The sequence below is a fragment of the Actinoplanes sp. CA-131856 genome (genome assembly GCF_050956135.1).
Lineage (GTDB): Bacteria > Actinomycetota > Actinomycetes > Mycobacteriales > Micromonosporaceae > Actinoplanes.
This window is the reverse complement of sequence record NZ_CP191849.1, coordinates 3,700,136-3,722,728: the sequence shown is the minus strand read 5'-3', so window position 1 is coordinate 3,722,728 and position 22,593 is coordinate 3,700,136. Positions and strand designations below refer to the sequence as shown.

Annotated in this window: 21 protein-coding genes; 13 read left to right on the top strand and 8 right to left on the bottom strand. The window is 72.3% G+C overall.

The genetic code is table 11. The features are described from left to right. Nucleotides 1-66: 66 nt before the first annotated feature. A complete protein-coding gene (locus tag ACQP2X_RS17315; protein ID WP_498698177.1) occupies nt 67-1,368 on the bottom strand; it encodes a hypothetical protein in 1,302 nt (433 codons plus the stop codon). 240 nt (nt 1,369-1,608) lie between these two features. On the opposite strand from ACQP2X_RS17315, the gene ACQP2X_RS17310 reads away from it, so the two are divergent. Next, nucleotides 1,609-1,821 (top strand): hypothetical protein, encoded by a 213-nt coding sequence (locus ACQP2X_RS17310; RefSeq protein WP_498698176.1) that lies wholly within the window; start codon nt 1,609-1,611, stop codon nt 1,819-1,821. A 3-nt stretch (nt 1,822-1,824) separates the two neighbouring features. Here the strand turns inward: ACQP2X_RS17310 and ACQP2X_RS17305 are convergent, their stop codons facing one another. Continuing rightward, nucleotides 1,825-2,700, bottom strand: coding sequence for a LysR family transcriptional regulator (locus ACQP2X_RS17305; RefSeq protein WP_498698174.1), 876 nt, complete (start codon nt 2,698-2,700; stop codon nt 1,825-1,827). A gap of 101 nt (nt 2,701-2,801) precedes the next feature. On the opposite strand from ACQP2X_RS17305, the gene ACQP2X_RS17300 reads away from it, so the two are divergent. From ACQP2X_RS17300 to ACQP2X_RS17275, 6 genes are all read left to right on the top strand, one after another. Continuing rightward, on the top strand, nt 2,802-3,500 hold the full coding sequence (locus ACQP2X_RS17300) for a GNAT family N-acetyltransferase (protein ID WP_498698173.1): 699 nt from the start codon (nt 2,802-2,804) through the stop codon (nt 3,498-3,500). A 19-nt stretch (nt 3,501-3,519) separates the two neighbouring features. Further along, on the top strand, nt 3,520-4,098 hold the full coding sequence (locus ACQP2X_RS17295) for an AAA family ATPase (protein WP_498698171.1): 579 nt from the start codon (nt 3,520-3,522) through the stop codon (nt 4,096-4,098). Between the two features lie 237 nt (nt 4,099-4,335). Beyond that, on the top strand, nt 4,336-5,772 hold the full coding sequence (locus ACQP2X_RS17290) for an ATP-binding protein (RefSeq protein ID WP_498698170.1): 1,437 nt from the start codon (nt 4,336-4,338) through the stop codon (nt 5,770-5,772). Then, complete coding sequence (locus ACQP2X_RS17285; RefSeq protein ID WP_498698169.1) at nt 5,733-6,212, top strand: LuxR C-terminal-related transcriptional regulator; 480 nt, start codon at nt 5,733-5,735, stop codon at nt 6,210-6,212. The genes ACQP2X_RS17290 and ACQP2X_RS17285 overlap by 40 nt, the downstream gene beginning before the upstream one ends. A 116-nt stretch (nt 6,213-6,328) precedes the next feature. Then, nucleotides 6,329-6,868 (top strand): hypothetical protein, encoded by a 540-nt coding sequence (locus ACQP2X_RS17280; RefSeq protein ID WP_498698167.1) that lies wholly within the window; start codon nt 6,329-6,331, stop codon nt 6,866-6,868. A 112-nt stretch (nt 6,869-6,980) separates the two neighbouring features. Next, nucleotides 6,981-7,430 (top strand): hypothetical protein, encoded by a 450-nt coding sequence (locus ACQP2X_RS17275; protein WP_498698166.1) that lies wholly within the window; start codon nt 6,981-6,983, stop codon nt 7,428-7,430. 13 nt (nt 7,431-7,443) lie between these two features. Here the strand turns inward: ACQP2X_RS17275 and ACQP2X_RS17270 are convergent, their stop codons facing one another. Then, nucleotides 7,444-8,427 carry a hypothetical protein gene (locus ACQP2X_RS17270; RefSeq protein WP_498698164.1) on the bottom strand — a complete coding sequence of 328 codons (984 nt, stop codon included), beginning with the start codon at nt 8,425-8,427 and terminating at the stop codon, nt 7,444-7,446. Nucleotides 8,428-8,501: 74 nt separating this feature from the next. Here ACQP2X_RS17270 and ACQP2X_RS17265 point away from each other — a divergent pair, with 74 nt between their 5' ends. Next, a complete protein-coding gene (locus tag ACQP2X_RS17265; RefSeq protein WP_498698162.1) occupies nt 8,502-9,251 on the top strand; it encodes a GNAT family N-acetyltransferase in 750 nt (249 codons plus the stop codon). A gap of 4 nt (nt 9,252-9,255) precedes the next feature. On the opposite strand, the gene ACQP2X_RS17260 is transcribed toward ACQP2X_RS17265, so the two are convergent. The 3 genes from ACQP2X_RS17260 to ACQP2X_RS17250 form a co-directional block, all read right to left on the bottom strand. Further along, nucleotides 9,256-10,221, bottom strand: coding sequence for a redoxin domain-containing protein (locus tag ACQP2X_RS17260; protein WP_498698159.1), 966 nt, complete (start codon nt 10,219-10,221; stop codon nt 9,256-9,258). A 99-nt stretch (nt 10,222-10,320) separates the two neighbouring features. Beyond that, nucleotides 10,321-11,706 carry an MFS transporter gene (locus ACQP2X_RS17255; RefSeq protein ID WP_498698158.1) on the bottom strand — a complete coding sequence of 462 codons (1,386 nt, stop codon included), beginning with the start codon at nt 11,704-11,706 and terminating at the stop codon, nt 10,321-10,323. A 30-nt stretch (nt 11,707-11,736) separates the two neighbouring features. Continuing rightward, complete coding sequence (locus ACQP2X_RS17250) at nt 11,737-12,588, bottom strand: EamA family transporter (RefSeq protein WP_498698156.1); 852 nt, start codon at nt 12,586-12,588, stop codon at nt 11,737-11,739. A 69-nt stretch (nt 12,589-12,657) separates the two neighbouring features. On the opposite strand from ACQP2X_RS17250, the gene ACQP2X_RS17245 reads away from it, so the two are divergent. Continuing rightward, nucleotides 12,658-13,521, top strand: a complete 864-nt coding sequence (locus ACQP2X_RS17245) for a LysR family transcriptional regulator (RefSeq protein ID WP_498698154.1) — start codon at nt 12,658-12,660, stop codon at nt 13,519-13,521. Nucleotides 13,522-13,549: 28 nt separating this feature from the next. Here ACQP2X_RS17245 and ACQP2X_RS17240 read toward each other — a convergent pair whose 3' ends face one another. After that, on the bottom strand, nt 13,550-14,560 hold the full coding sequence (locus tag ACQP2X_RS17240; protein WP_498698152.1) for a hypothetical protein: 1,011 nt from the start codon (nt 14,558-14,560) through the stop codon (nt 13,550-13,552). A gap of 240 nt (nt 14,561-14,800) precedes the next feature. Here ACQP2X_RS17240 and ACQP2X_RS17235 point away from each other — a divergent pair, with 240 nt between their 5' ends. Genes ACQP2X_RS17235 through ACQP2X_RS17220 form a run of 4 tightly spaced genes read left to right on the top strand, consistent with a single transcriptional unit; the run spans nt 14,801 to nt 20,295 of the window. Beyond that, the gene (locus ACQP2X_RS17235; protein ID WP_498698150.1) at nt 14,801-15,754 is read left to right on the top strand and encodes a D-2-hydroxyacid dehydrogenase family protein; all 954 of its coding nucleotides are present in this window, start codon (nt 14,801-14,803) and stop codon (nt 15,752-15,754) included. 32 nt (nt 15,755-15,786) lie between these two features. Then, entirely contained in the window at nt 15,787-16,665 is an 879-nt protein-coding gene (locus tag ACQP2X_RS17230; protein ID WP_498698148.1) for a helix-turn-helix domain-containing protein, read from the top strand. 56 nt (nt 16,666-16,721) lie between these two features. Next, nucleotides 16,722-18,584, top strand: a complete 1,863-nt coding sequence (locus tag ACQP2X_RS17225) for a maleylacetate reductase and hydroxyquinol 1,2-dioxygenase domain-containing protein (protein ID WP_498698147.1) — start codon at nt 16,722-16,724, stop codon at nt 18,582-18,584. Next, the gene (locus tag ACQP2X_RS17220) at nt 18,571-20,295 is read left to right on the top strand and encodes an FAD-dependent oxidoreductase (protein ID WP_498698145.1); all 1,725 of its coding nucleotides are present in this window, start codon (nt 18,571-18,573) and stop codon (nt 20,293-20,295) included. Before ACQP2X_RS17225 ends, ACQP2X_RS17220 begins: the two co-directional genes overlap by 14 nt. On the opposite strand, the gene ACQP2X_RS17215 is transcribed toward ACQP2X_RS17220, so the two are convergent. Then, complete coding sequence (locus tag ACQP2X_RS17215; RefSeq protein ID WP_498698142.1) at nt 20,292-22,592, bottom strand: helix-turn-helix transcriptional regulator; 2,301 nt, start codon at nt 22,590-22,592, stop codon at nt 20,292-20,294. The two genes, ACQP2X_RS17220 and ACQP2X_RS17215, sit on opposite strands and share 4 nt — an antisense overlap. Between the last annotated feature and the right edge of the window lies 1 nt (nt 22,593).

The window sequence follows — 22,593 nt, the reverse complement described above, 5'->3', positions numbered from 1 at the left end:
GGTGCCGAACCAGTGCAGGATCCGGGCCAGCTGGTCGGCCGAGGCCCCCGGGTGGCGTAGGGCCTGTCAGATCTTGGCTAGCAGGCCCGGCGGCACGTCGACGGTGGCGGGACCTTCCCGCTCACCCGCGAAGCGGGCGGCCACGTCGATCCGGGTCCGGCCCACGCCGTCGACCCGCCAGACCGCACCGTCGGTCACGTCCCGCAGCAGGGTGCCCTCGGCCGGGCGGACCGACAGCGAGTTGAGCCGGCCGACGGGCACATCGGTGAAGGCGGGCCGGTGCAACAGGTCGTACTCCTCCGGGGTCAGGTGGTAGCCGAAACCACCGACCACCTGATGGATGTCGGCGGTCTTGACGTTGCGCAGGAAGGTCGGCTCGACCGGCACGGTCGCCTTGACCCAGGCGATGAAACCGGGCGGCACATTGGTGAAGCCGGGCCGGCCGAGATCGTCCCAGCCGCCGTCCGTCAGGTAGTACTTCGCGTTGCCGGTCACCTGATAGATGTCGCCGTTGGTGTGGTCGCGCAGGATCGTGCCGTCGACCGGCGACGAGTCCATGACGGACAGCAGCCGGGGCGGAATGTTGACGAAGGCCGGGTTCTTCATCGCGGCCCACTCGGCCGGGGTGAAGCGGTAGCGGGCGCCGCCGGCCACGATGGAGATCTCGCCGTCGTCGTAGCGGCGGATCACGGCGCCGTCGGCGATCGTGCCGGGCATCGAGGCGAAGGTGCCGGCCGGGACGCTGGTGTACATCGGGCTGCCGAGTGCCTTGTATTCGTCGTACGTCAGCAGGAACGGCGCGCCGCCGATGACGATGGCGACGCGGGCGTCGGGCTCGCGCAGGATGTGCTTCTGGGCCTGCGGCTGCGGCGGCGGCTTGGGCGCGTCCTCGACGATCTTCTTGTAACGGATGCCGCGGAACTCCTGGTTCATGTAACCCCAGGAGCGTTTGCCCAGGTTGCCGCGGTTGCTCTTCGTGGTGGGGTTGTTGACCGTCTCGCCCGGGTTGTTGAACGAGTAGACGTAGCAGCCGTCCTCTGGCTTCTTCGGGTTGACCCAGCGGACGAACAGCTCGACGTGGCCGCCCTCCTTGAACTCCGGCTCGTCCTGGGGCCTCGGGCGGACGAAGGCATCGCCCGGCCGAAGGTCACGCAGGCTCACCAGCATGACGTCGTTGGCAGGCTTGTAGAACGTCGTCGTGTTTCGCTGGGCCGGAAGGCGCCACGCCATGCTGACCAGCCCGGAGCAGTCCGTCCGGTACCGCTTGCCCTGCGGGTCCGGCGCGTCGCCGTTCAGCGAGTAGGTGTACTTGCGGTCGACCCAGAACTGGGCTCGTTTGAGCACTTCGGCTCGAGTTGAATTCCCCATGCCCAGGCACCCTGGGCCACGGCGTCAACCGCGGGCAGCGGATCTCGTGCCGGCCTGCCCTACACTGTCTGGCCCCTCTGCGGGCGGCCGGAGGGCTGAGCGGCGACGGTCCGGCGAGGGCGGCCGGAAGGATATTGGCACTGTGCCAACAAGCTGATAGTTTCCCGTCAATGGAGCCGCGCGTGATCGGCGCTACCTAGCCCGAACCTCCGACCTCACCGCCCGGCGCTTCGCGGCAACGTGCCCATCCCGTGCCGAGGCAAGTTCTCGGCACCTGCCCGGAGCGCCCACATCTGGTACTGCACGGCCGCCGGGGAACTCACCACCGAGATCAACGACGTGTTCAGCGCTCCGGCCCACGTCGCCGGCGTCACCGCCTGCCTGGAGTGGAGCGAGCTGAGCTCACCCGACTGGTATCCGCTGGGCTGCAACTACAACAAGAAGCCCTGGTGAGCCTCACGCGTCGGTGGCCGCGCGCAGGAACGCCCGGATCAGGGGCGTCTCCCCGCCTCGGCGCCACACCGGCGCGTACTCCAGCACCGGGCCGTCGGTGAGCGGGAGGAAGGTGATGTCGTCGCGCCGGCGGGAAGCCGCCGAGAACGACCCGACCGGTGAGATGGCGCTTCCGGCGCCGATCGCCGTGAGCGCCTCGGCCAGGGTCGTCACGGAAGGTCCGGGAAGCACCGGGCGGCCCGACGGGGTCACAGCGGGAGTGTGCGCCTGCCACGTGTAGGCCGGGATGGGGCCGTCCAGGCGGATCACCGGGTAGTCGCCGAGGACCTCCATCTCGGCCTCGTCCCGCGCCGCCAGCGGGTGATCGGAGGCGACGGCCAGGACGAGGGCCTCGGTGAACATCACCGGCCCGACGACGAAGTCGGGCTCGCGGACGGGCAGCCACAGCACGGCCACGTCGACCCGGCCGCTGCGCAGCCCCTGGAACGGGTCGGCCGGGAGGACCTCGGGCAGGCGCAGCTCGCACTGCGGATGACGCTGCCGGAACAGGTCGAGGACGGCCTGGAAGCCCTGGTGGTGGGTGTCGTACGTGCCCACGCTCAGCGCACCGCTCTCGCCGCGCGCCGCCGCGGTCGCCTCCTCGAGGCCACCCATGATCTCGCGGTAGCCGGCCGCGAGGCGGTCGCGCAGCCGTTCGCCGAGCGGGGTCAGCCGGACGCTGCGGCTGGTCCGCTCGAACCTCGCGCCGCCGATGCGGCGTTCCTGCTGCTTGATCGACTGGCTGACCCGGGCCTGCGACACGTGCAGGCGCTCGGCCGTACGCCCGAAGTGGAGCTCCTCGGCCAGCGTCAGGAAGATCTCGACATCGCGCAACTCCACGCGGCGGAGTCTACGGCCCGGCGACCGATAACCCGAGACTTATCGGTCGGTGCGATCTTTCGCGTTGTTCGGGCCGCCGCGCGGCGACGATCGTGGAGGCCATGCGCGCGAGCCCGGTCGACGTCGTGCGGGAGCATCCCGGCACTCTCCGGTGGCGGGCCGTGCTCCCGCCCGGCATCGTGGCCGGCGCGGCCGAGATCCGTACCGTCCTCGGCGTCGACGAGCTGCGCATCTCCGTGAAGCCGCCGTGGCGGCGCCTCGGCATCGGCTCGCGGCTGCTGGACGCCGTTCGGGAGCAGGCCGGGGCGCGGCGCCTGCTGGCCGATGTGGCCGCGGGCTCACCAGCCGAGGCGTTCTGCCGGCGACAGGGCTTCCGCCGTACGGGAACGCTCCGTCATGCCCTTCTCACCTATGGCGACGTGCATCAGGCCTGGCTGGGGGAGCTCATCGACGCCGAGCATCCGGGATACGCCCTGGGGCACTGGACCGGCGGGCCGACGGTCCTGACCGCCGCCGAGGCGGACGGCGGCCTGGTGGCGTACGCCCTCGCGGTCGTCCGCCCCCTCCCCCGGGGCCGCGCCCGCCAGGTCGGGCCGGCCGTGCTCGGGCCGCACCACGGGCGGCGGCTCGGCCTGTGGGTCAACGCTGCCCTGATCGAGCGGCTCCGCCTGGCCCACCCGCACATCCGCGAGATCGAGACCGCCGCCGCCGAGGACGACTCCCACCTGATCGCGGCCCACGAGGAGCTCGGCTTCCGGCTCCAGCGCCGCTCCCGCCGCTACGAGCTGACCCTCTCGTGACCTATCTATGCTGGTACCCGTGTTATTGGGACGCGCGCCGGAGCAGGCGGCACTGACCGGCCTGCTGGAGACCGCCCGCGGCGGCGGCAGCGCGGTCCTGGTGGTGTCCGGCGCGGCCGGCGTCGGCAAGTCGGCGTTGCTGGCCGAGCTGGCGGAGGCGGCCCCGGATCTGCGGATCGCGCCTGTGGCCGGTGTCGAATCGGAGATGGAGCTGCCGTTCGCGGCGCTGCATCAGCTCTGCCGGCCACGGCTGGACCTGCTCGGCGCGCTGCCGGAGCCGCAGCGCGCCGCCCTGGAGGTCGCCTTCGGGCTCGCCGACGGCGCGGCGCCCGACCCGTTCCTGGTCGGGCGGGCCGCCCTCACGCTGCTCTCCGAGGCGGCCCGGGAACAACCGCTGGTCTGCGTGGTCGACGACGCGCAGTGGCTGGACGCGGCGTCGGCGCGGACGCTCGGTTTCGTGGCCCGGCGGCTCGGCGCCGAGTCACTGGTGATGATCTTCGCGGTGCGGACGGTGACGGCCGAGCTGCGCGGGCTGCCGGTGCTGACGGTGGCGCCGCTCGGCCGCGACGATGCCGGCCGGCTGCTCGACGGGGCCTAGTCGTGGCCGCTGGACAGCCGGGTCCGCGAGGCGATCCTGGCCGAGGCCCGCGGCAATCCCCTGGCGCTGCTGGAGCTTCCGCTCGGGCGGCACCCGCAGAGGCTGGCCGGCGACTACGGCCTGCCGGCGGCGCTGGAGGGGCGCATCGAGGACAGCTTCCTGCGCCGCGTCGAGGACCTGCCCGCCCCGAGCCGCCGGCTGCTGCTGCTCGCGGCGGCCGACCCCGTCGGCGATCCGGTGCTGCGCTGGCGGGCCGCCGCGGTGATGGGGCTGCACCGCTCGGACGCCCACGAGGCCGAGCGCACCGGGCTGGTCAGCATCGGCGTCCACGTGCTGTTCCGGCACACGCTCGTACGCTCCGCGCTGTACCGGTCGGCCACGCCGGACCAGCGCCGGGAGGTGCACCGGGCGCTGGCCGAGGTGACCGATCCGGCCGTGGACCCGGACCGGCACGCCTGGCATCGGGCCCGCGCCACCGAGGGCACCGACGACGAGGTCGCCGCGCAGCTGGAGGCGTCGGCCGGTCGCGCCCAGGCCCGCGGCGGGCTGTCGGCCGCGGCCGCGTTCCTGGAACAGGCGGCCGATCTGACGGCCGACCCGGCCCGCCGGGCCGACCGGGAGCTGGCCGCCGCGGGCGCCCACGCCCGGGCCGGTGCGACCGGTGCGGCGTCCGGGCTGCTGACCCGCGCCGAGACGGGACCGCCGGACGAGCTGCGCGCGGCCCGGATCGGGCTGCTGCGCGGGCAGATGGCGTTCGCGTCCGGCCGCGGCGCCGACGCCCCGTGCCTGCTGCTGGAGACAGCGCGGCGGCTGGAGAGCCTGGACGGCGCCCTGGCCCGCGACACCTACCTCGAGGCGCTGGCGGCCGCGCACTTCGCGGGCCGGTTCGCCGGGCCGGCCTCGGTGCCCGAGGTGGCCCGGCACGTCCCGCCCGCGGGCCCGGAGCAGCGACCGGCCGAGCTGCTGCTCGAAGGGCTGGCCACCCTGCACACGGCCGGCTACGACACCGGCGTCCCGCTGGTGCGGCGAGCGGTGAGCGTCTTCCGCGACGGCGCATTGCCGCCGGAGGACATGATCCGGTGGCAGTACGTGGCCTGCACGGCGGCCCACGAAGTCTGGGACGACGACAGCTGGTCGGCCCTGGCCACCCGATACGTCGAGGTGGCCCGGGCGGCCGGCGCGCTCGGCGCCCTGCCGATCGCGGTCAGCCAGCTCATCGGCCTCCATCTGCACCGCGGCCGCTTCGAGGCGGCGGGCACGCTGGTCGCCGAGATCGAGGTGATCAGCGAGGCCACCGGCAACACCCTTCCCGAGTACGGGGCGGCGGTCGTGGCCGCCTGGCAGGGCCGCGAGGCGGTCGCCAGGCCCCTGATCCGGGCGACGGCCGAGGGCGCCGAGCGGCGGCGTGAGGGCAGCGGCCTGAGCCTGATCCACCACGCCCGGGCCGTCCTCGCCAACGGATTGAGCCGGCACGCCGAGGCCCTGGAGGCAGCCGAGGTCGCGTGCGCCGAGACGGGCTTCGCCAACTGGGCGCTGATCGAGCTGATCGAGGCGGCCGTACGGGTCGGCGAGCGCACGAAAGCGGAACAGGCCCTCGACCGGCTCACCCGCACGACCGGCCCGAGCGCGACGGCGTGGGGCGCGGCGCCGAGGCGTACACCAAAGCGCTCCTGAAAGGCGACGAGGAGCTCTTCCGCGAGGCGGTCGACCAGCTGGGCCGCTCGCACGCGGCGGTGCTGCTCGCCCGAGCCCGCCTGGCCTACGGCGAATGGCTCAACGGCAACGACCGCGCCGCCGACGCCCGCGACCAGCTGCGCCCGGCCCACGAGATGTTCGTGTCGTTCGGCGCCGAGGCCTTCACCGAGCGGGCCCGCTGGGAGCTGCTGCGATCCGGCGAGAGCGTCACGGCCCGCCGAGACTTCGCACCCGTCACGCTGACCCAGCAGGAAAAGGAGATCGCCCGCCGCGCCCGCGACGGCCGCTCGAACGCCGAGATCGGCGCCGAGCTGTTCCTGAGCTCCCGCACCGTCGAGTGGCACCTGCACAAGGTCTTCGGCAAGCTGGGCATCACCGGCCGCCGCGAACTGAGCGACGCCCTCCCCACCGGCTCCTAGCCTTGTCCCGCCAGGGTTCCCTGGACCACGACCAGGGGCGCACCCTGGCTCGTCCGGAGCCGCCACGGCCGAGAGTGGGTGTCGTACCCCTCGAGCCGAGAAAGGTGGGAGTGTTCATGTCTCCCCTGTTCCGCATTTATCTGGTCCGCGGCCTGATCGCCATTGCCTGGTCGGCCGCGTTCGCCACGGTCCAGCACGATCTGACGGCCGTGTCGGTCGCGCTGCTGGTGCTCTATCCGGTGATCGATGTGGTGGCGTCGCTGGCCGATGTTCGGGAGGAGCGTGGCTCGTCCGCGCGGCGGCTTCAGGTCTTCAACACGAGTCTGAGCGCGCTCACCGCTGTCGGGCTCGGGCTGGCCGCTATCAGCGGCATCGGCGCCGTCCTGTTCGTGTTCGGGCTGTGGGCGATTCTGGCCGGCGCGGCGCAGGTCGTCGTGGCGCTGAGCCGGCGGCGCGTGCTGGGGTGGCAGTGGCCGTCGCTGCTGGCCGGGTCGTTCTCGGTGATCGCGGGCGCGACCTATCTGCCAGTGGCCGCCGGGGACGCGCCGACCCTGGACATGCTGGTGCTCTACACCGCGGCGGGTGGCACGTTCTTCGTACTCCAGTCGCTTCTGCTGGCCTGGCGCCAGCGCCGCCGGCCGGCCCTTCAGGCCTGAGCGACGGCGAGCACGGCCTCAGGTCACACCGTTGAGCGAACTCGATTCCCTTCCGTCTCAAGGGGTGGTCCGGCCGTCCGGCGCCGGCGACCCTGGAAAGGAATCCCCTCTCATGAAACTCGTCTACCGCGTGCTGGCCTGGGCCGTCGCCGTCGAGGTGGCAGTGCAGGCGCTGGCCATCGTGGGCGCGCTGTTCGGCCTCACCAAGTGGGTCACCGAGGACGGCGGCGTGCTCGACAAGGCCGAGCGGGAGAGCCACAGCACGCCGTACGCCGAGGCGGTGGGTTACCCGATCCATGCGCTCAACGGCGAGATCCTCATTCCGGTCATCGCCCTGGCCCTGCTGATCGTGTCGTTCTTCGCCCGCGTCCCCGGCGGCGTCAAGTGGGCCGGCATCGTCTTCGGCCTGGTCATCCTTCAGGTGCTGCTGGGGGTGTACGGCCATCACGCACCCGGCGTCGCCGCCCTGCACGGCCCCAACGCCCTGCTGCTCTTCGTCACCGCCATCACCGCCGCCCGCCGCTCACGAACGGCCCGCCCCGCAGCCGTCGCCAACGCCTAACCCACCGCCGATCTCACCGAGGCGGAGCGGGATCGGCTTCTTCTGCTTCCTCGATCTCACGGCGCAGCTCCGCGGGCGCGGTGAGCACGGCGGCCGCGGCGGCGGTGGTGACGGCCGCCGTGCGCAGGGTGGTGGCGGCGGCCGGGTCCTGGGCGGCGACCGGTGGCTTGGCGCCGGTGGCGCGCAACGAGACCAGGCGGGAGAGCAGGTCGAACCAGAACGGGGCGCCCAGCATCAGCAGCAACGCCGTCACCAGCCAGCCTGCCACGTGGGAGGTGGTCCAGGCCACGCTGCTCCAGTGGGCGCCGTGGTCCCAGCCGAAGGGCAGGCCGAGGCCGGCCAGGTCTTGCACGGTCTGGACGTTCACGTCGACCAGGCCGTCGGCCGAGGGGGTCTTGGCGGCGGCCTGCTCGGCGGCGTTCAGGGCGGCCTCGCGCACGGCCGGCTGCTGCCACAGGGTCTGCGCGGTGTGGAAGGCCGAGACGTTGCCGGCGACCGCGATGCCGAGGCCGACCACGAACAGCACCGCTGTCACCCAGCGCTTGTAGGCGCCGCTGAGACGGCCCATCGTCTCGTCGTACCAGTTCTCGACGGCCGCCTTGGCGTCCAGGGTGAGCTGGCGGCCGTCGGCCTTGAGGTCGGCCAGCCAGGTGTTGAGCGGCTCCTGGCCGGTCATCTCGTCGACCGCGTTGGCGAACGAGCGGGCCGACAGATAGGCCGGGCCCAGCTCCGTACGGAACCAATGCCGGCCCCGGCCCGCCGCCACGTTCGCCGACTGGTAGACGGCCGTGCCGCGGAACATGTCGAGGGCCTTCTGCGCGGCAGCGTCGAACGACCGGCTGCCGCTGAGCATCTGCCCGATGGTCTCCTCTAGGTCCTTGGCCCGCTTGCGCAGCAGCCGGGAGACACCCTCCACAATGGCCGACGCGAGCGAGGCCAGCACGAAGAAGACCAGCGCCAGCCCGATCGCCGTCTCCAGCGCCTGCGACCCGAACATGGCGCGGAGCCTACCCTGTTGTCGCGAGGAACACAGTCGATGAACCGGCGGTGGTTCGCGCCGTCGATCGGGGCATGCCTGACGTCGATCTGGCGGCCGTCGCCGCCAACCTCCGCGAGTTCTGGATGCGCTGGGGCAACGAGGAGCCCGTGGACGGCGAGCCCGCCGTGCTGCGTACGGGCGTGCCGTTCGCCTTCCTCAACGGCGTCCTCCGGATGCGCGCCGGCCACGTCGCCGATGTCCTGCCCGGCGTCCGCGAGCGCCTCGGCGGCCTGCCCTGGCTGTGGCACGCCGGCCCGGACAGCCCGGACCACGTGGCGGCCGAGGTCGAGGCGGCGGGCGGCGAACTGGCCTTCCCGGTGCCGGTGATGGCGATCGCGCCGCACCAGGTCGTGCCGGTCAAGGGTCCGGCCGGGCTGGAGATCGCCACCGTGACCGAGGCCGCCGAGCTCGACGAGTGGACCCGGTTGTACGCCCGCGAGTTCGACTGGCCGGAGGAGATCATCCCGGCCGCGAAGCGCATGGAGGCCCGGCGTCAGGATCTGCCGGGCACGCTGTGGCGTTACGCCGCCCGCCTCGACGGTGAGCTCGTGGCCACGGCGGCGGTCTCGGACCGGCACGGCGTCGCCGGCGTGTTCTGCGTGGCCACCCGCTCGGACTCCAGGCGCCGGGGCATCGGCGGTGCCGTGATGACCGCGGTGCTGGCCGCGGCCGCCGAGCGCGGCCTGCGCACGGCCGCGCTGGAGTCCAGCCCGGACGGGTTCCCGCTGTACCAGCGGCTCGGCTTCACCCAGGTCGCCGAGTCCCGCTGGTACCAGTTCTGACGGCTCAGCCGAACGTGAGGCTGTAGGTCTCCGCGCCGGGATCGAGGAAGGTGATCTCGGCGGTGTGGTCGGTGATCGGATCGGGCTGGCGGAGCAGCTGATAGAGCCGGCGGTCCTCGAGCGTGCCGTAGCCGTCGGCGCTGATGTCCTGCCCCGCGGCGGCGGCCGGCGGTTGGCCGTCGATGAGGATCTGGAAGCGTACGGGCGAAGCCGCACCCATGACGATGTTGAGGTCACGGGCGTGGAAGCGGTAGAGCAGGCGGGCTCCGGCGGCGTTGGCCACGGTCGCCTGCTCGTTCATCGTCCAGTCGCCTTCCAGGGACCACTCGTTGAGCCCGAGCGTGTCCGGAAGCGTGTACTGGTGCGGCTTTCCGAGGACCAAGCCGTCGGGCGAGGCGAAGCGCTCGGTGCGGTCGTACCCGGTGTAGTTCTCCTGCGACTCCAGCGTCGACCAGTCGGCCGCCTCCTCGACCGGTCGCGGCTCGACGGCGACCAGGTCGTGGCCGGGCTCGGCGCCGGCCTCGCGGAGCAGGCGCTGGATCGCTTTCTCCGTACGCTCGTACTCGCCCTCGCCGAAGTGGTGGAACCGGATCTCGCCGTCGGCGTCGGCCAGGTACAGCGCCGGCCAGTAGTGGTTGTCGAAGGCCCGCCACACCCCGTACTCGTTGTCGAGGGCCACCGGATAGTCGACGCGATCGGCGCGCATCTCCCGGCGGACGTCCTCGACGTCGTGCTCGAACCGGAACTCGGGCGTGTGCACGCCGAGGACGACGAGACCCTGCGAGGCGTACTTCTCGTGCCAGGCCCGGACGTACGGCAGCTGCCGCAGCCAGTTCACGCAGGTGAAGGTCCAGAAGTTGACGAGAACCACCTTGCCGCGCAGCTCCTCCGGCCGCAGCGGCTCGGTGTTGAGCCAGCCGGTCGCCCCGTCGAGCAGCGGCAGGCTGCCTTCCTTCGGCAGATGAAACATGGCTACTCCCCTGTTCGTGGTCCTCTCACCCTCGCGCTCTGGTACCCCGCCGCGCACCCGGGTGTTGCCCTGGTTCCCTGTACCGGTCGCCACACTTGGTCAGGCGGGGACCGGCTTCGCCGCGGTCCGGGTGTGCGGGATGAGGACGGCCGCCACCATGGCGACCACTGTCGCGGCGGCGCCGAACAGGAAGGCGCCGGTGAAGTTGCCGACCGGCGGCAGCGCGCCGGCCACCGTGCCGGCGGCGAGGATGCCGGCCAGCACCTGGGTGCCGACCGAGGAGCCGACCGACCGGATGAGGGCGTTGACGCCGGCCGCCTCGGCCGCGCGGTCGGCCGGGACCTCCTCGACGATCATGGTGGGGATGACGGCCAGGGCCAGGCCGACGCCGATCAGGGCGACGAAGGACCAGAGCAGCACCAGGAGCTGGGTGCTGTGGGAGAAGGCGAGCAGGACCGAGCCGAGCGCCGTCACACCGGCGGCGACGGCCAGGGTGACCCGGCCGGTGTAGCGGCGGTGCATCCGGGCCGCGATCGGGCCGCCGGCCATCATGGCCAGGCTGCCCGGCGCGAGCAGCAGGCCGGCCCGCGTGGCGTCCACCCCGAAGCCGTAACCGGTGCTGACCGGCGCCTCGGCGAACTGCGGCACGAGCACGAACGCGCCGAACATGCCGATGCCGACCAGGAACGTGGTGACGTTGGTGATCAGCACGGCCGGCCGGCGCAGCAGGCCGAGGTCGACCAGCGGCTGGGCGATACGGCGCTCGACCAGGCCGAACACGACCAGCACGATCAGACCGGCGGCCAGCAGCACCAGGGTGCGGGCGGACGTCCAGCCCCAGGCGTTGCCGCGGCTGACCGCCAGCAGCGGCAGCGTCACCCCGACCGCCAGCAGGGCCACGCCGGCCAGGTCGAGGCGCCCCCTGGTCGCCGTGCCGCCGGTCTCCGGCACCAGGAAGGCGACGGCCACACCGGAGGCGGCGGCGATCAGGCCGGTGATCCAGAAGATCCAGGGGTACGAGGCGTGGTCGACCACGAGACCGCCGAGCACCAGCCCCAGGCCGGTGCCGACGCCGTACACGGCCGAGATGACGCCGATGGACGAGGCCCGGCGCTCGGCCGGGAAGGCGGACCGGGCGACGGCCACGCCGAGCGGGATGATGCCACCGCCGGCGCCCTGCAGCACCCGGCCGGCCAGCACGAGGCCGAGGTGGTCGGAGACGGCGCTGAGCACGGAGCCGGCGGTGAAGACGGCCAGGACCGCGATCAGCAGGCGGCGCCGGCCGAACAGGTCGCCGAGCCGTCCGATCATCGGGGTGAACACGGCGGCCGCGATCAGGGTGGCGGTCAGCGTCCAGGTGACGCTCTGCCGGTCGGTGTGCAGGGCCGTCGCGAGCTCGGGCAGGGCGGGCAGCACGGTGGTCTGCGACAGCGCCGCGGCCAGGGTGCCGAGGCCGATGGCGGTGAGAGCGGGAATTGTTTTCACCATCGAGACGTAACCGGACCATGGAGTCCACTAACCTTGATCCGCCTTTTGGCGCGCTCGCCACATTGATGAACCGCGTGTCAGGGCAACGACATTCGCGGTGACGACCAGGGCGATGCCCACCCCTTGATGGGCGGGCAGGCCCTGATCCAGCAGGACGACGCCGGCCAGCGCGGCCATCACCGGATGCACGCTCATGAAGACACCGAACAGGTGGGACGGGACGAAACGGAGCACGACGAGGTCGGCCGCATAGGGCACCACCGAGCTCAGCAGGCCGGCCGTCACGGCGTACGGCAAGCCCTGGGAATTGATTGTCAGAAGGACCGGAAGGTAGGCCAGGGCGGAGACGGAGGTCGCGACCGCGGGCGCCTGAAGGCCGGTCAGGCGGCGTCCGGCGAGGCGGTTGAGCAGGATGTACGCGGCCCAGCAGGCGGCCGCCAGGAGGCCGAGCCCGACACCGGTGAAGTCGCTGGCCGGGCCCGGAAGCACGAGGACGTAGACGCCGGCCCCGGCGACGGCCGCACACAGCAGATCGCGGCGGGTGCGCGATCCGGCGAGGGCGACCGCGAGGGGCCCGAGGAACTCCAGCGTCACCGCGAGACCGAGGCCGATCCGGTCGATCGCGGTGTAGAGGCTGAGGTTCATGGTGGCGAAGACCAGGCCCAGCAGCAGTACGGGCCACCACTGCCCCCAGGTGAAGCGGCGCACGTCGGGGCGGGCGACCGGAAGCAGGACGGCCGCGGCGACGATCTGGCGCACGGCGACCACCCCGGCCGGTCCCATTGTGGGAAAGGCGTGCGCGCCCACGGCCGCCCCGGCCTGGTTGCTGGCGGCGCTGGTGAGCATGGTGGCGATGCCCGCGGTGGTTCTGGCGTTCATGCTCGCCAGCTTCGGCGCCGCGGACGCCGATGAGAAATGCGCCCGGGGGCCGGTCTATACGCTGGGCGCATGAATCTGCGGCAGCTCGAGGCGCTGGTGGCGGTGGCCGACGCGGGCACGTTCACCGACGCCGCGGCCGAGCTCGGCCTGTCCCAGGCGTCGGTGTCTCGCGCGGTCGCGGCGCTGGAGGCGACGCTCGGGGCCCGCCTGCTGCACCGCACGACCCGTCAGGTGTCGCTGACCGCGACCGGGGCGCGGGTGCTGCCGATCGCCCGGCGGGTGCTGTCGGAGGTCGCCCACCTCACCCTGACCGCCACCCGGTCCTTTTCGGAGCTTCGGGTGGGGTACGCCTGGGCAGCGCTGGGCAAGCACACGCGACGGCTCCAGAAGGCCTGGCTCCATCCGGACGTGCCACTGGTCTTCGTCCAGTCCGGCACGGTGACAGCGGGTCTGGCCGAGGGGCTGGCCGACGTGGCGGTGCTGCGCCGGTCCCTCGACGACGACCGCTTCGAGACCGCGCTGATCGGCACGGAGTCGCGCTACGCGGCGGTCGCCACCGACAACGCGCTGGCCCGCCGCCGCACGGTCCGGATCAGCGACCTGGCCCGCTACACCGTGGCCCTGGACAGCCGCACCGGCACGACCACGGCCTCGCTGTGGCCGGCCGGTTCGGGGCCGGCCTCGACGCGGGAGACGCACGGGGTCGACGAGTGGCTGACGCTGATCGCGGCCGGGCAGGCGGTCGGCGTCACGTCGGAGGCGACGGCCAACCAGAACCCGCGGCCGGGCGTCGCCTATCGGGCGGTCCGCGACGCCCCGCGCATCCCGGTGTGGCTGGCCTGGTGGCGCGACGATCCGCCGTACGGCCTGACCGAGCTGACCGCCCTCGCCCGTGACGCCTATCAGCCGCCAGCCACCGCACCGGCCACATGAGACCGGCCGGCCCGGGTCGACACCACGGTCAGTTCTGGAAGGAGCGCTTCCAGTAGACGTACCCGGTGTAGAAGGTGTTGATCAGGTAGATCCGGTTCTGAATCGCGGTGAGCCACAGGTTGTGTGAGGTCGGGACGTTGCCCGTGGCGACCGACCAGGCGCCGCTCCAGGCGCCGTTCGCGAAGATCTGGGTCAGCAGGATCGGGGCGCTGCCGGTCTGCGGGTCGACGGCGCCGCCGCTGAGCCACACGGCGACCTCACCGGAGCCGTTGTCGGTCAGCGCCACCGCGGGCGTTCCGGCGGCCGGAGTGTTCAGGGTGCCGAGCCGGGCCGGGTTCGTCCACTGGCCGGTGCCGTAGGTCTGGCGCTGCCAGTAGATCTGGCCGTCGGTACCCCGGTGGATCGAGACCAGCTGGTTCCAGCTCGGGTTGAAGGTGACGCTGTTGGCCGTGTAGCTCTGCGCGTACGGCAACTGCTGCGGAGCGGCCCACGCCCCGCCGAAGAACATCCCCCACTGTTGCAGGCCGACAGCGTCACCCCAGGTCAGGTACATCTGGTTGCCGTTGAGCCGGGTGACCGACGGGGACAGGGTGTTCTCGGTGCGCGCGTTGTTCGGCACCCGGGTCCAGTTACCGCTGACGTTGTCGGCGTTGGCCGGCACCGGGATGCGCCGGTAGTAGATGTAGCCGTCGGTGCCGGTGTGGAAGACGAAGAAGCCGTCATTGGTCCAGACCACCCGCGGCGCCGCGTACGTCGTGGTCGACGGGAGCTGCAACGGCACACTGTGGTTGATCGCGATGTAGATGTTCGAGTTGCCGTACCCCCGCCAGACCTGCATCAGGTTGCCGTTGTTGAGATCCCGGGCCTCCGAGATGGTATCGCCGGCCCGCAGCGCCGTGTCATTCTCGATCTCCGGCGCCCACGTGGCGTCCTCACCGGGCTGAACGGCGAGGGCCGGCGTGGCCGTGAAGGCCAGCACCGCCCCGATCGCGAACAGCGTGGTCGCCAGGAACCCGGCGCGTCTACCCGTCTTCAGCATTGTTTCCCTTCCTTCGGCGGGTCCCTCGACAAGGGACTCACTGGGAGCCACGCTCCGGCTCTCAGGAAGTTCGAAGGAAGTGATCAGGCTCCCATCAGTGGACCGTCCTGTCCGACGGGATCGCGGTGAAGACGGCGGTCGGCGCGGTCTACCTCGACCTTCTGCGCCAGATCAGGAGCGCCGCCGAAACTCCGTAGAGGCACCCGTCACGGGCGCCGTCCGCCCCGTACGGTGGCGACCATGAAGATTGTCGTGCTGGACGACTATCAGCGGGTGGCTCGGGAGTACGGGGCCTTCGACACCCTCCAGGCCGACGTCGAGGTGCTTCACGAGCATCTCGACGGCGAGGACGAGGTGGCGGACGCTCTGCGCGGCGCGGACGTCGTCGTGGCCATGCGGGAGCGGACGCCCTTCCCGGCCTCGCTGTTCGCCAAGCTGCCTGACCTGCGGCTTCTGGTCACCACGGGCATGGCCAACGCCGCCATCGACCTTTCGGCGGCGGCTGAGCGCGGGGTCACGGTCACGGGCACCCAGATGTACGGGTCCACGAAGAGCTCCAACACCACGGAACTGACGTGGGCGCTCATCCTCGCCGTGCGCCGGCACGTCGTGGTCGAGGACCGGGCCCTGCGGGACGGGCGCTGGCAGACCACCGTCGGCACCGATCTGGCCGGCAGCACGCTCGGCGTGCTCGGGCTCGGGCGGCTCGGCCGGCAGATCGCGCGGATCGGGCAGGCCTTCGACATGCGGGTGATCGCCTGGAGCCAGAACCTGACGCCCGAGCGGGCCGAGGAGGCGGGCGTCGCTTATGTCGGCAAAGACCGGCTTTTCGCCGAGAGCGACGTGCTGACGGTCCACCTCAAGCTCAGCGAGCGCACGACGGGCCTGGTCGGCGCGGCCGAGCTGGCCGCCATGAAGCCGACCTCGATCCTGGTCAACACGTCGCGCGGGCCGATCGTCGACCAGGGCGCCCTGGTGGCCGCCCTCACCGCCCGGACGATCGCCGGGGCCGGGCTGGACGTCTACGACGAGGAGCCGCTGCCGCTGGGCAACCCGCTGCGGGGCGCCCCGAACACCGTGCTGCTGCCGCATCTGGGCTATGTGACCGAGTCGGGGTTGCGCACCATGTACGAGCAGGTCGTCGAGGACATCGCGGCCTGGCGTGAGGGGAAGCCGCTGCGGGTGCTGGGTTGATTTGATCAACGGTTTGGGGCTATGACGTGGCGATGACGGAGATGACGGTGGCCGACACGAACGGCATTCTTCGCCAGTCGTGGGTTCATCCCGAGCGCACCAGCCGCGGTCTCGGCTGGGAGCAGCTGTACGTCTCCACCCAGCGCGAACAGCCCTATCAGGCCTCCTTCGGCGGCGCCGGCAGCCACCTGGTCATCCTGCACCTGAACGGCCCGGTCACCGTGCGCCGCGGGCATCTCGGTCTCACCCGCGAGCGCACGGTGCCGCCCGGCGGCCTCTTCGTGCACCCGGCCGGCAAGGAGCTCACCGTCGAGCTGGGCGGCCAGCTCGACACCGTGCACGCCTATCTGACCGACGCCATGCTCCGCGAGGCGCACGACGGCGACCCGGTCGAGCTGGCCGAGGAGCTGGGCAGCCTCGACCCGCTCGTCGAGCAGCTGCTGCTGACCCTCGACGGCGTGCTGCGCGGGTGGGAGCCGTCGGCCCGCACCTACGTCGACCATCTGGGCCGGGCTCTTGCCGCGCAATTGGCCCGGCGTCACAGCGTACGACCGAAGACCGCGACCGCAACGCGCCGCCCGGCCCGCGCCGGTCTCTCCGACCGTCAGGTCGGCGCCGTGCGTGATCTGATCGAGGCCAGGCTGGGCGAGCCGCTCCCCCTGGCCGATCTGGCGGCCGCCGCGGGCCTGAGCGTGAGCCAGTTCGCCCGGCAGTTCAAGGCGCGCACCGGCCTGTCGCCGCATCAGTTCCTCATCCAGCGCCGGCTGGACGCCGCCTGCTCCCTGCTGCGCCGCACGGCCATGCCGATCGCCGAGATCGCCCAGCGCTGCGGCTTCTCCCACCAGGAGCATCTGACGCGGGTACTGCGCGCCCATCTCGGCACCACACCGGCCGCCCTGCGCCGCGCGTGAAATGTGCAGCGGAATTGTGCAGGAACGGGTGACCGTGGCGGGCTGACACTGGGCACGTGGAGTCGTTCGAGTACGACGCGCACGCGTCGAGGGTGATTTTCGGGGCGGGGACGCTCAGCCGGCTGCCGGAGGAGATCGCCCGGGCCGGCGCGTCGCGCCCGCTGCTGCTCACCACGCGCGGGCCGGTGGCCGGGATCGAGGCCGTCTTCGACGGGGTGGCCATGCACACGCCGGTCGAGGTCACCGAGCGGGCGCTGGAGGCGGTGCGCGAGCACGGCGCCGACTGTCTCGTGGCGCTCGGCGGCGGGTCGAGCACGGGGCTCGGCAAGGCGCTCGTGGCACGGACCGGGCTTCCCCTGATCGCGGTTCCCACCACGTACGCCGGCTCGGAGATGACGCCGATCCTCGGCGAGACCGACGGTGGCGTGAAGACGACGCGCCGCGATCCGGCCCTTCAGCCCACGACGGTGATCTACGACGTGGAGCTGACCCGGACGCTGCCGGCCGGGCTCTCGGTGACCAGCGGGCTCAACGCCATGGCGCACGCCGTCGAGGCGCTCTATTCGCCGCAGGCCAACCCGGCGATCGACAGCTTCGCCCTCGACGCGATCACCCGGCTCGCGCGGGCGCTGCCACGCGTCGCCGAGCGGCCGGACGACCTCGACGCCCGGTCCGACGCGCTCGCCGGGGCCTGGCTGGCCGGCATCTGCCTGGGCTCGGTCGGCATGGGGCTGCACCACAAGCTCTGCCACGCGCTCGGCGGCTCCTTCAACCTGCCGCACTCCGAGACCCACGCCGTCGTCCTGCCGCATGTGATGGCCTACAACGCCGCGGCCGCACCCGGCGCCATGCGCCGCGTCGCCGCCGCGCTCGGCGTGGCCGACGCGGCGGCCGGAATCTTCGATCTGGCGGCACGCCTCGGAGCGCCCACCTCGCTGGCCCAGCTCGGCCTTCCCGAGGCCGCCCTCGACACGGTCGCCGAGGAGGCCACGCGGACGCCGTATCCGAACCCGCGAATCCCGACCACGGAAGGCATCCGCGGTCTCCTGGCCGAGGCCTGGCGCGGCGACCGGCCCGCCTCGGCCGCGGCGGGCCTGAGCCGGCTCACCTCGGAGGTGGTCGCCAGCTTCGCCAACGCCACCGACAAGCGGCTCGCCGCACTGCTCGGCGACCTCGTCACCCGGCTGCACGGCTTCGTGGCCGACAACGACCTCACCGAGGACGAGTGGACGGCCGCCATCGGGTTCCTCACCGAGACCGGGCAGCTGTGCTCGCCCACCCGGCAGGAGTTCGTGCTGCTCAGCGACACCCTCGGCATCTCCAGCGCGGTCGACCTGCTGAGCAACTCCCGCTCCCCCGACACCACCCCGTCGGCCGTGCTCGGCCCCTTCTACGTCGAGGGGCCGCCCGTCAAGGAGCACGGCGCCGACCTCGCCGAGGGTCTGCCCGGCACCCCGCTGCGGGCCGACATCGCCATCACCGACCTCGACGGGCGGCCCGTGGCGGGCGCCACCGTCGACGTCTGGCAGTCCAATCAGGACGGCTACTACGACGTGCAGCTGCCCGACCTCGAGGGCCCGGTGCTGCGGGCCCGGATGCGCAGCGGCGACGACGGGCGGCTGTGGTTCCGGTCGATCCTGCCGTCGGAATATCCGATCCCCGACGACGGCCCGGTCGGCAGGATGCTGCGGGCCACCGGCCGGCATCCCTACCGGGCGCCGCACCTGCACTTCATGATCAGCGCACCCGGGTTCCGCCGGCTCGTCACCCAGCTCTTCGTAGCCGGTGGGCCCTACCTCGACTCCGACGCGGTCTTCGGCGTCAAGGACGACCTGATCGTCGATTTCCCGGTCGGCCAGGACGGCACCCGCCGCGTCGCCTTCACCTTCCGATTGGGGCCCGACCATGCTGGAAACTGACGTTCTCATCGTCGGCAGCGGCCCGGCCGGTGGCGCCGCCGCGCTGCTGCTGAGCACCTACGGCGTCCGCACCATGGTCGTCACCAAATATTCGAGCCTGTCCGAGACCCCCCGCGCGCACATCACCAACCAGCGGACCATGGAGGTGCTGCGCGACGCCGGCGTCGAGGACCAGGTGATCGCCCAGGCCACCCCGCAGCACCTGATGGGCGACACCACGTTCTGCACCAGCCTGGCCGGTGAGGAGCTGGGCCGGCTGCACACCTGGTACACGCACCCGTCGCGGCTGGCCGACCACTCGCTCGCCTCGCCGTCGAGCATCTGTGACATGCCGCAGCACCTGATGGAGCCGGTGCTCGCGTCCAACGCCATCGCGCGGGGCACGGCGTTCCGCTTCCAGACCGAATACCTTTCCCTGGAGCAGGACGCGGACGGCGTCACCGCGACCGTGCGGGACAGGCTGCGCGGCGACGAATATCAGATCCGCGCGAAATATCTGATCGGCGCCGACGGCGGCCGCAGCAAGGTGGCCGAGGACATCGGGCTGCCCATGGTGGGCCGGATGGGCGTGGCCGGCAGCATCAACATCGTCTTCGAGGCCGACCTCACCAGGTACACGGCGTACCGCCCGAGCACCCTCTACTGGGTGCTGCAGACCGGCTCCGACGTCGGCGGCATCGGCATGGGCCTGGTCCGCTGCGTGCGCCCCTGGCACGAATGGCTCATCGTCTGGGGCTACGACATCGACGGCGAGCCGCCGGACCTCACCGAGGAGTACGCCCGGCGCATCGCCCACCACCTGATCGGCGACGACAGCGTGCCGGTCACCATCAAGTCGTCCTCGGCGTGGACGGTCAATCACCTGTACGCCGAGACGTACCACCGGGGCCGGGTCTTCTGCATGGGCGACGCCGTCCACCGGCATCCACCGTCGAACGGCCTGGGGTCCAACACGTCGATCCAGGACGCGTACAACCTGGCCTGGAAGGTGAAGTTGGTCCTGGACGGCACGGCCGGCCCGGCGCTGCTCGACACCTATTCGGCCGAGCGGGCCCCGATCGGCAAGCAGATCGTCGACCGGGCCAACCGCAGCATCGGCGAGACCGGCCGCGTCTTCGAGGCGCTCGGCCTGCTCTCCACCGACGACCCGGCCCAGCTGCGCGCGAACATGGACGCCCGCAAGCTGCCCACGCCGGAGGCCGAGAAGCAGCGGCGCGCGCTCCGCGAGGCCATCGAGTTCAAGAACTACGAGTTCAACACCCACGGCGTCGAGCTCGACCAGAGGTACGTCTCGGAGGCCGTCATCCCCGACGGCACACCGTTTCCCACGAATCCCCGTGACGAGGAGCTGTACCACCACGCCACGACGTGGCCCGGCGCGAAGGTCCCGCACGCCTGGGTCACCCGCGGCGACACGAAGCTGTCCACACTGGACCTCGGCGGTAAAGGCCGCTTCACGTTGCTCACCGGAATCGGCGGCGAGGCCTGGGTTTCCGCGGCCCGCGCCCACGACGTGGACGCCATCACGATCGGCCCCGGCGCCGATTACGAGGACCCGTACGGCGATTGGGCCCGCCTGCGCGAGATCGGCGACGCCGGCTGCGTGCTGCTGCGCCCCGACAACTACGTCTGCTTCCGCAGCGACGGCCCGGTCGACGACCCACCGGCGACGCTGCGCGAGGTCCTCGGCAAGGTGCTGGGAAAAGCCTAGAGCAGCCCGCGCTCACGGGCGGTCAGAACGGCCTCGCGGCGTCGGCCCACGCCGAGCTTGCGGTAGATGGCCCGCAAGTGGACCTTGACCGTGTTCACCGAGATGTTCAGGCTGTCGGCGATCTCGTTGACGGTCAGCAGGGTCGGCAGGAAGTGCAGCACCTCGACCTCGCGGTGGCTGAGGGCCTCGGCCAGCGGCGGCACCGCGGGGTCGGCGCGACCCGGGCCGGCTTCGGCGGCGAGGCGGCGGCGCTGCCGCAGGGCCGCCACCGACCGGCCCGGGAAGCGGTGGAACGGCCAGGTGATCCGGTCGCTGGCGGCCAGCTCGTCGGCGCGGCCGATCGCCTTCATGGCCTCGGCCTCCTCTCCCCGCTCCTCGGCGACCAGGGCGATGCCGATCCACGCGATGATCGCCGTGAGCGGGTCACGGCCGCCGGTGGCCCGGTGGAAGAGCTCACCGGCCCGGTCGAGGTCGCCGGTGGCCAGCAGGGCGCGGCCCAGCGAGGCCCGCTCGGCGGCGAAGAGCTTCTGCTCGCCGACCGTGCCGTACCGGGCCACGATCGCGCCCGGGTCGCCGAGCTCGAGATCGACCTCCGACTCGGTGAGATTCAGCCACCGGCGCAGCAGCGGGGCGTCGAGCCGGTCCGGCCACTCGTGGCGCGTCTGCCGGATCGCGTCGCGGGCCGCCTCCGGCTGGCCGCGGATCAGCAACAGGTGGGTCCGGGCCACACCGGTCATGGTCACCAGCGCCGCCTCGTGCGGATAGGGCGCCCAGTGCAGCGCCTGCCGCAGGGCCTCCTCGGCGCCGGCCACGTCGTCGCGTTCGATCGAGACGAACGCCTCGACCAGGAAGGCCAGGGTGGCCTGCGGGGTGGTCTCCAGGCGGTGCCGCTCGGCCAGCCGGCGCGATTCGGCGGCGTACTGCCAGGCGTCCTGCCGGGATCCGTTGACCAGCGCCAGCGCGCCCAGGTGCCCGAGCATGTTGATCTCGACGAGCTGCACGCTGTTGGCGCGGGCGGCGCTCAGACCGGCCCAGAGATAGCGTTCGGCGGCGTCGGCCCGGCCGGCCCAGAACAGCCCGATGCCTTTGTTGGCGATGGCGATGGCCCGATATTGGTGGGCCGACGGCATCTCCTCCAGCCGCACGGTCGCGAGCCGGCGCAGGATCCGCGTGGTCTGCTCGACGAGCGTCGGCATCTCGCCCCGGACCCGGCTGACCAGCGTCGCCTCCAGCAGCCGGACCGCGGTCTCGGCCATCAGCCGGTCCGGCCCGGAGCGGCCGACGAGCAGGCGCTCGACCCGGGACAGTTGCTCCGGCACGGCCGCGTAGTCGCCCTCGGCGAACAGGCGCAGCGCCCCGCAGACAGCGAGCTCGGCATCCTGGTTGAAGACCGGCCACGGCACCTGCGCGAGGATCGCGAAGAGCCGGTTGCGGTCGGCCGACACGATCAGCGGCGCCGCGGCGCCGACGACGAGCCGGCCCAGCGCGGTCCAGTCCTCGGCGGCGAGCGCGTGGTCCAGGGCCTCCTGCGGTTCATGGACGGCGTACCACCGCATCGCTTGTCCGTGAAGTCGCCGGACCTGGCCCGGATCGTCCTGCCGCAGCCGGCGCAGCAACGTGGCCCGCAGCTGGGGATGCAGATGGAACCGCTCGGAATCGCCCGTCACGAATGCGTCTGCGCGGGCCAGCCCGTCCAGAATCAGCCCGGCCCGCGGCTCGCCGGACAGTTCGGCCGCCAGTCCGGCCGGCACCGAACTCAGCACGCTGACGCGTTCCAACAGCCGGCGGGTGCACTCGGACAGCCCGCGCAGCACTTCACCGTCGAGGTAGTCACCGGCCGCGGCGTCGTCCAGGCGCAGCCCGGCCGCCCAGCCCTCGGTGTGCGCGAGCGGGCTGCCGGCCGCCTCGGCCAGCTCGGCCGCCTCGGCCTCGGTGAACGCGAGCGCCCCGGCGCCGATCACGGTCAGCTCACCGGCGGCCTGCCAGCGGTGTGTGGGCAGAGCCGGTTCGCCGCGCCCGGCCAGAACCACGCGCACCCGGGGCGACCAGTCGCGCACCACGGCGTCCAACGCGGCCAGGGCCGCGTCGTCGACGAGCCGCTGATGGTCGTCGAGGACCAGCACCGCCGGCCCGGGCGGCGCGGCGCCGAGCACGGCGGTCAACTCGGACCGAAGAACGGCGGCGTCGTTGTGCCGGTCCATCAGGGACAACCAGAGAACCGGCTCGGAGCGGCCGAGGGCCCAGCTCGCGATCAGCACGGTCTTGCCCCAGCCGGCGCCGGCCCGCACGAGCGTCACC

Coding starts and splice junctions, on each gene's coding strand:
- ACQP2X_RS17240 (WP_498698152.1), bottom strand. CDS start 14,560: ATGCTGAAGACGGGTAGACGCGCCGGGTTCCTGGCGACCACGCTGTTC.
- ACQP2X_RS17260 (WP_498698159.1), bottom strand. CDS start 10,221: ATGTTTCATCTGCCGAAGGAAGGCAGCCTGCCGCTGCTCGACGGGGCG.
- ACQP2X_RS17315 (WP_498698177.1), bottom strand. CDS start 1,368: ATGGGGAATTCAACTCGAGCCGAAGTGCTCAAACGAGCCCAGTTCTGG.
- ACQP2X_RS17250 (WP_498698156.1), bottom strand. CDS start 12,588: ATGAACGCCAGAACCACCGCGGGCATCGCCACCATGCTCACCAGCGCC.
- ACQP2X_RS17265 (WP_498698162.1), top strand. CDS start 8,502: ATGCCTGACGTCGATCTGGCGGCCGTCGCCGCCAACCTCCGCGAGTTC.
- ACQP2X_RS17280 (WP_498698167.1), top strand. CDS start 6,329: ATGTCTCCCCTGTTCCGCATTTATCTGGTCCGCGGCCTGATCGCCATT.
- ACQP2X_RS17235 (WP_498698150.1), top strand. CDS start 14,801: ATGAAGATTGTCGTGCTGGACGACTATCAGCGGGTGGCTCGGGAGTAC.
- ACQP2X_RS17245 (WP_498698154.1), top strand. CDS start 12,658: ATGAATCTGCGGCAGCTCGAGGCGCTGGTGGCGGTGGCCGACGCGGGC.
- ACQP2X_RS17220 (WP_498698145.1), top strand. CDS start 18,571: ATGCTGGAAACTGACGTTCTCATCGTCGGCAGCGGCCCGGCCGGTGGC.
- ACQP2X_RS17275 (WP_498698166.1), top strand. CDS start 6,981: ATGAAACTCGTCTACCGCGTGCTGGCCTGGGCCGTCGCCGTCGAGGTG.
- ACQP2X_RS17300 (WP_498698173.1), top strand. CDS start 2,802: ATGCGCGCGAGCCCGGTCGACGTCGTGCGGGAGCATCCCGGCACTCTC.
- ACQP2X_RS17270 (WP_498698164.1), bottom strand. CDS start 8,427: ATGTTCGGGTCGCAGGCGCTGGAGACGGCGATCGGGCTGGCGCTGGTC.
- ACQP2X_RS17230 (WP_498698148.1), top strand. CDS start 15,787: ATGACGGAGATGACGGTGGCCGACACGAACGGCATTCTTCGCCAGTCG.